Here is a 5451-nt window from a genome sequence, read left to right on the forward strand (position 1 = left end):
TGGACGCCTCGAAGAACCGCCTATTTTCGGCGTGACGGCGGTATGATGGCGCACGAAGTGCGGCTCGGCACTGTTTCGGGGCGGTAATCTTCTGAATTTCGTGGTGGCTCAAGGCTCGAAGACCGGTTTCGGCATCATGCGGGCGCAATACGCCCCTCGAGCCAGGTGAGACGCTGGAAGTTATAGGCCAGGTTTGCCATCCCGATCTTGATGCGGGCGCGGGCGATGCCGATGGTGCGAACGACGAGCCCCATGCGGTGCTTTTGGCCGGCGAACACGTGCTCGACGGCTGAGCGGACTGCCGACCGCCTCGCATTGGCTCGCGTGATGCGCTTGGGCATGGGCCGGCGGTGCGGCTTGCGCTGATGGATGTTGCTGGTGAACATGCCTTTGGCCAGGAACGCCTCGTTCTTCTTGGAGCGGTAGGCTGTATCGGCCCATACGCCCGACGCCGTGTTGTCAGGGCTGATGAGGACCGGCAGCCTTGCACCATCATGAGCATTGGCGGCGCTGGCATCCCAGGTGCGGATCAGGCCATGCGTGCGGTCGATGCCTATGTGGTTCTTGTAGCCGAACATCGGGATGGCGAGGTCGACCGGCTTGAACGCCTTGGGATCAGCGCCCTCCTTCACCTTGGCTTTGGTGTACTTGACGCTCCAGCGCGCATCGCGGTCCTTCTGGCGGAGCTTGGCAGGCTTGTCCTTCCAGTGCTCGGGGATCCGGCCTTCCTTGATCGCCGCCTTCTCCTCCTGGGTGTTGCGCTGCTTGGGTGCCGGTACAACCGTGGCGTCGATGATCTGCCCGCCCATGGCGAGATAGCCCCGGTCGGTTAGCGCCGCATTGAAGCGGACGAACAGCCGGTCGATCGCCTTGGCTTTGACCAGCCTCTCGCGGAAAAGCCACACCGTCGTCGCGTCGGGCACCGTGCCGTCCAGCCCGAGCCCCAGGAACCGCTGGAACGAGAGCCGGTCCTTGATCTGGAACTCGGTCGCCTCGTCCGACAGCGAATACAGTGCCTGGAGCACCAAGATCTTGAACATCAGGACCGGATCGAACGGCGGCCTGCCCCCCTTGCCGCGGGCGCTCCGCCGCAGCGCCGCCACCAACGGACCGCGGAAAACCTCGAAGTCGACGACGGCCGTAAGCCGTTCAAGCGGATCGCCCGCGGCGCTGAGCGCCTCGTATCGGTCCGAAAGGTCAAAGAAACCCGGCTGTCCCGCCATCATCGCCTCCGCTCTCACGAAAGGCAGTGAATCAGCTCAGGCCGCTATGCGCCAGAGGTTTTTCGAGGCGTCCAGCTTCCTACACCACCCCGCGGGGCACTACCTGCTGAGGCGCGGGGCTGACGATGGGGATCAAGCGATACGAGTTGAACGATGAGCAGTGGGCGAAGGTCGCGCCGCTGCCTCCGAGCAAGGCGAGCGACCTTGGGCGGACGGGATCAGATAACCGGTTGTTTGTGTACGGATGTTTGTGGGTACTGCGGCCTGGAGCTCATTGGTGCGATCTGCCTGAGCGCTATGGCCGCTGGAAAACGGTGCACCGGCGCTTCAGTCGTTGGTGTCACGCTGGCGTATGGGAACGGGTGTTTGACGCTCTCACCGCCGACCCCGACAACCAATATCTGATGATCGACAGCACCATCGTTCGCGCCCACCAGCAGGCGGCGACTGGAAGAGGGGGGCAAGACCAGGCGCTGGGGCGTTCCTGAGGAGGACTGACGACCAAGATCCATATGCTTGCTGATGCACAGGTTGGACCGTTGCGGTTCCGCATCACTTGCGAGGCGCCTCCCCAGCATTCAGCTGATGGCAGACATCACGGTGCGCCTAAGAGTGTCCAAGGTAAATGGCTTGCCTAACACGAGAGCTCCTGGAATTTGGTGCAGCTCCTCGGTATCGCAATAGCCGCTAACAAACACAATTGGCAGCTTGGGGTGAATAAGGTGAGCCGCTCTAGCCACCTCAGCTCCATTCGTATCAGGCATTACGAAGTCGATGATAGCCACCGAAGGTTTCGTCTTGCGTATCAACTCAATTCCGGAGGGCCCATCTGCCGCCTGATGAACGGTAAATCCTATGCCTTCGAGGGCAGCTGCTATGGCAGGCCTTACATGGTCGTCATCATCTACGATGACGACTACCCCGGAGGCTCTATGTAACACGGCATCCTTTGCGCTGCACTCCTCCTGGTCTTTACCCTCGTCGACCTGCTGCGACGTACGCGGCAATAAGAGTTCTACCGTTGTGCCTTCACCAACTCGGCTACGCAGGCGCATATCGCCTCCGCATTGGCGGATGAAACTATAAACTTGCGCAAGCCCTAATCCAGTGCCCTTGCCAATTCCCTTGGTTGTGAAGAATGGCTCTGTGGCCTTCTTCAGGACCTCTGGCGACATTCCCGAGCCAGTGTCATTCACACTTATGCAAACAAACTTCTCATCACGCTTGCCGCCATTAGCACGTACGCTGGCAGCGCTTTCTATTCTGATACTACCGCCATCTGGCATGGCGTCACGTGCATTTACAGCAAGATTCAAAAGCGCGAGCTCTAACTGTTCCGGGTCCGTGAGCACCCATACCGCAGGAGATCGCAAATCCATGCTTATGCTGATATTTGGCCCAAGTGCATTACCGATCAAATCTCGAGCCGTCACAAGGACGGGAGTTAGCTCCACCGGACGCACGGAAATCTTCTGACTTCTCGAGAAGGCAAGCAGTTGCGCTGTGATTTTGGTGCCCACGTCTACCGCTGAAATAGCATTATTCAGGTAGGAGATAAGTTTATCATCCTTCGGTAACGTGAGTTCGATCAATTCCAAGTTTCCACGGATCGCCATAAGGAGATTGTTGAAATCGTGCGCTATACCTCCGGTAACCTGCCCAATTGCTTCCATCTTTCGAGCTTGTCTGAGCAGGTCCTCGGCCTGTATCCGTCTGCCAAGCTCTTCTTCAACACGAAACTCTAAGTTCTCGTTTAATCGCTTAAGCTCAAACTCGTAACTCTTCTTATCGGTAATGTCCTGAACTATTCCAATCACTCTCTCGCATTCGCCTTTATTGAAGATTCCTCGACCCTTCGCAGATATCCAGCGAAACGTGTCGTTTCCCTTTACAGTTACGCGGTACTCAACGTCGTATAGCTCGCGCAGTACCGGGTCTGCCGCTGCTGTTGCGGCTTGTCTGACATGATCAACATCATCGGGGTGCAGGAGACTGTAAAACTCGGCCGTGGATATCGGATTATCATGCGATATCCCGAACATCGATCTCACAAACGAGGAGCAAGATAGCATCTTTGCTGCTACGTCTAGCTCCCAAAGCCCAATCTGTGCAGCGTCTGTGGCAAGTCGTAATTGAACCTCGTTCCTTTTGATACTTTCTTGAGCTGCAACACGGTCATGGATATCTATTATAGCCCCAACGTATCCTAGGATACTTCCGTCACCTAAGAACTGCGGCCTCGCAACGCATATCATCCATCTAGATATCCCGTCTGCTCCGCGAATTCTGCATTCATTGCGATAGTATTGGTGGTGTGTTTGGGCGTATCTAAAATCCCTGACAGCAAGGTCATAATCATCCGGATGAATCGCGGACATCCAATCAAATCCGTCTGCCTCAGACTTTCCCGTATATTCATACCAGGGTCGATTGAGGTAAGCACATTTTCCATCTGCGTCCGTTGCCCACATCATAACTGGCGCGCTCTCGGCCATGATCTGGAAGCGCTTTACGCTCTCCTCCGAGCCGGTCCGAGCCGGGAAACTTTCCCTCCCGAGCGCGAGCGGCCGCATTCCAGTCTTGTTAGTGGCCGCTGCGATGTGTTCCCGACTGGGATCATCCTCAGATCTCCCATGTTGTGCTAGGCTTTCATAGCGGCAGAAAGCGCCGATGATTTGGCCCCCGACATCCCGGACTGGTGCGAAATAGATGGTCCCAATCGGCCCAACGGTCTCGTTCCTTTGCTGCGCCCCCCACTCTCTAAAGGCTTCGCCTGCAAGCGCTCGCGACAGGTTTGACAGCATATCCGGGCACTGATCCTCGGGTATCAAATCACACAACCGGTCTCCTACCTTCAGAGCACCTCGACTTATGAGCTTGATCTCATCTCGATATGCCTGATTGAAAGCTATCAGCCTGAAACCATGGTCAAACGCAGAAACTGGCGTGGGATCGGAGAGGGCAATGCTCTCCCAAAGAGAATTTTCCTTAGCTTTCATCGCCAGTCAGCATCCTAGTTGCAGGCATTTTGCGACCGGCGAGGTAGGACGTAAGCGGGGCATATTTGCCTTAGGTATGTTCTAGCATGCCTCCCAAAGCTTAATACACTTATTTGTAGGTTTATCAATAGTTTATTGGATCGATATATATTAGGTATGTTATCATGCGTTCCGACGTGCCGTGCAAGGGCAGTGCCGGATTTCTGGTCTAAGGCGAAATGCGGATCGTAGAGGGAGCGCTGGACGATAGGGTCGTGCCTCTGCCGATCGGGCGGGACGAGACGAAACGCGCCGATTAAGGCCGTAGGCCGCTTGGTAGAGGGTGCGATTGCTGAAGATCTTGGAGCCAAACTGAGGCAGGAGAACGTTACCACTTGGGCGGAGCTATCCAGATTCTAAGCGCGAAGGGGGGCAACGCTGCTGTGCTGGGCTGTTGCCTGGCCGACATGAGATGAGGGGCCTGAAGTCGTGAGCGTGGTTTGGGCCAAGTCGACAAAACCACCTGCGGGCGTAAGCGGAGCAGGGCACGTCCGATGCAGCCCCGTACAGGGGGAGCTTCCATTCGTTGTGGTTTCTTGGCTTCCGTTTGTTGGGACATATCAACAATTTGAAGAAATCAAACCGGACCCATTGCGTGAACCGATTATGAACCCATCTTCAGAACAAAGAGGCGGCGGCACAAAGTGCCGCCGCCTAGTCACAAAAGGCTCGATATAAGCCCTTTGGGTCGCGCCGGGGTAACACCAAGAGTGATGATCGGTTCCATCCTCGCTGCAGAACAATTTAGTCGCGGAACCATCCTCTCGACTTGCTTGTCATCGCCTGAAGGAGAAGCGGAGGCGTCACTGCCTCGCCGTGATCTCCCAATGCAGGTGATCGCGCGACGGGGCGGAGGCGGAGAAGTTGCGTCAGACGTACCGGCTTCATAGTAAGCAGCGCCTCATCGCCGACGTGATGATCATCGACTGCGCAGCTCGAGAGTGATGAGTAGCCAAGGCGAGCCTTGCTAAAACATCAGCGCGGAAGCGAGTGCAGCGTGCCCCCTCCCTTGTTCCTTGGGGCCAACCTACTGTGTGTGAACGCCGTGAGGCACGGAGCAGGGTAGGGGGCGCCATGGCGTGAAGCTGGCGCGGACTAGAGCGGATTCTGATCAGTCTGGATCATAGCCGCATGAGCTGAAGTAGTTGGCGCACTCGTCGGGGCGGAAGAGATCGACGAGTTTTCCGATG

General features: G+C 56.7%; 2 protein-coding genes and 1 pseudogene. 1 reads left to right on the plus strand and 2 read right to left on the minus strand.

All coding sequences use genetic code 11. The features are described 5' to 3' along the window. Positions 1-134: 134 nt before the first annotated feature. Positions 135-1223: an IS5 family transposase gene (locus ABUH87_RS10870; RefSeq protein ID WP_367767718.1), complete on the minus strand. Its 1089-nt coding sequence runs from the start codon at positions 1221-1223 to the stop codon at positions 135-137. A 131-nt stretch (positions 1224-1354) separates the two neighbouring features. On the opposite strand from ABUH87_RS10870, the pseudogene ABUH87_RS10875 reads away from it, so the two are divergent. Then, positions 1355-1780, plus strand: a pseudogene (locus tag ABUH87_RS10875) (IS5 family transposase); the annotation flags it as partial. Positions 1781-1801: 21 nt separating this feature from the next. Here the strand turns inward: ABUH87_RS10875 and ABUH87_RS10880 are convergent. Then, on the minus strand, positions 1802-4222 hold the full coding sequence (locus ABUH87_RS10880) for a PAS domain S-box protein (RefSeq protein WP_367773462.1): 2421 nt from the start codon (positions 4220-4222) through the stop codon (positions 1802-1804). Positions 4223-5451 lie beyond the last annotated feature (1229 nt).

It is taken from the genome of Novosphingobium rhizovicinum (assembly GCF_040813635.1).
GTDB lineage: Bacteria > Pseudomonadota > Alphaproteobacteria > Sphingomonadales > Sphingomonadaceae > Novosphingobium > Novosphingobium rhizovicinum.

Coding starts and splice junctions, on each gene's coding strand:
- ABUH87_RS10870 (WP_367767718.1), bottom strand. CDS start 1,223: ATGGCGGGACAGCCGGGTTTCTTTGACCTTTCGGACCGATACGAGGCG.
- ABUH87_RS10880 (WP_367773462.1), bottom strand. CDS start 4,222: ATGAAAGCTAAGGAAAATTCTCTTTGGGAGAGCATTGCCCTCTCCGAT.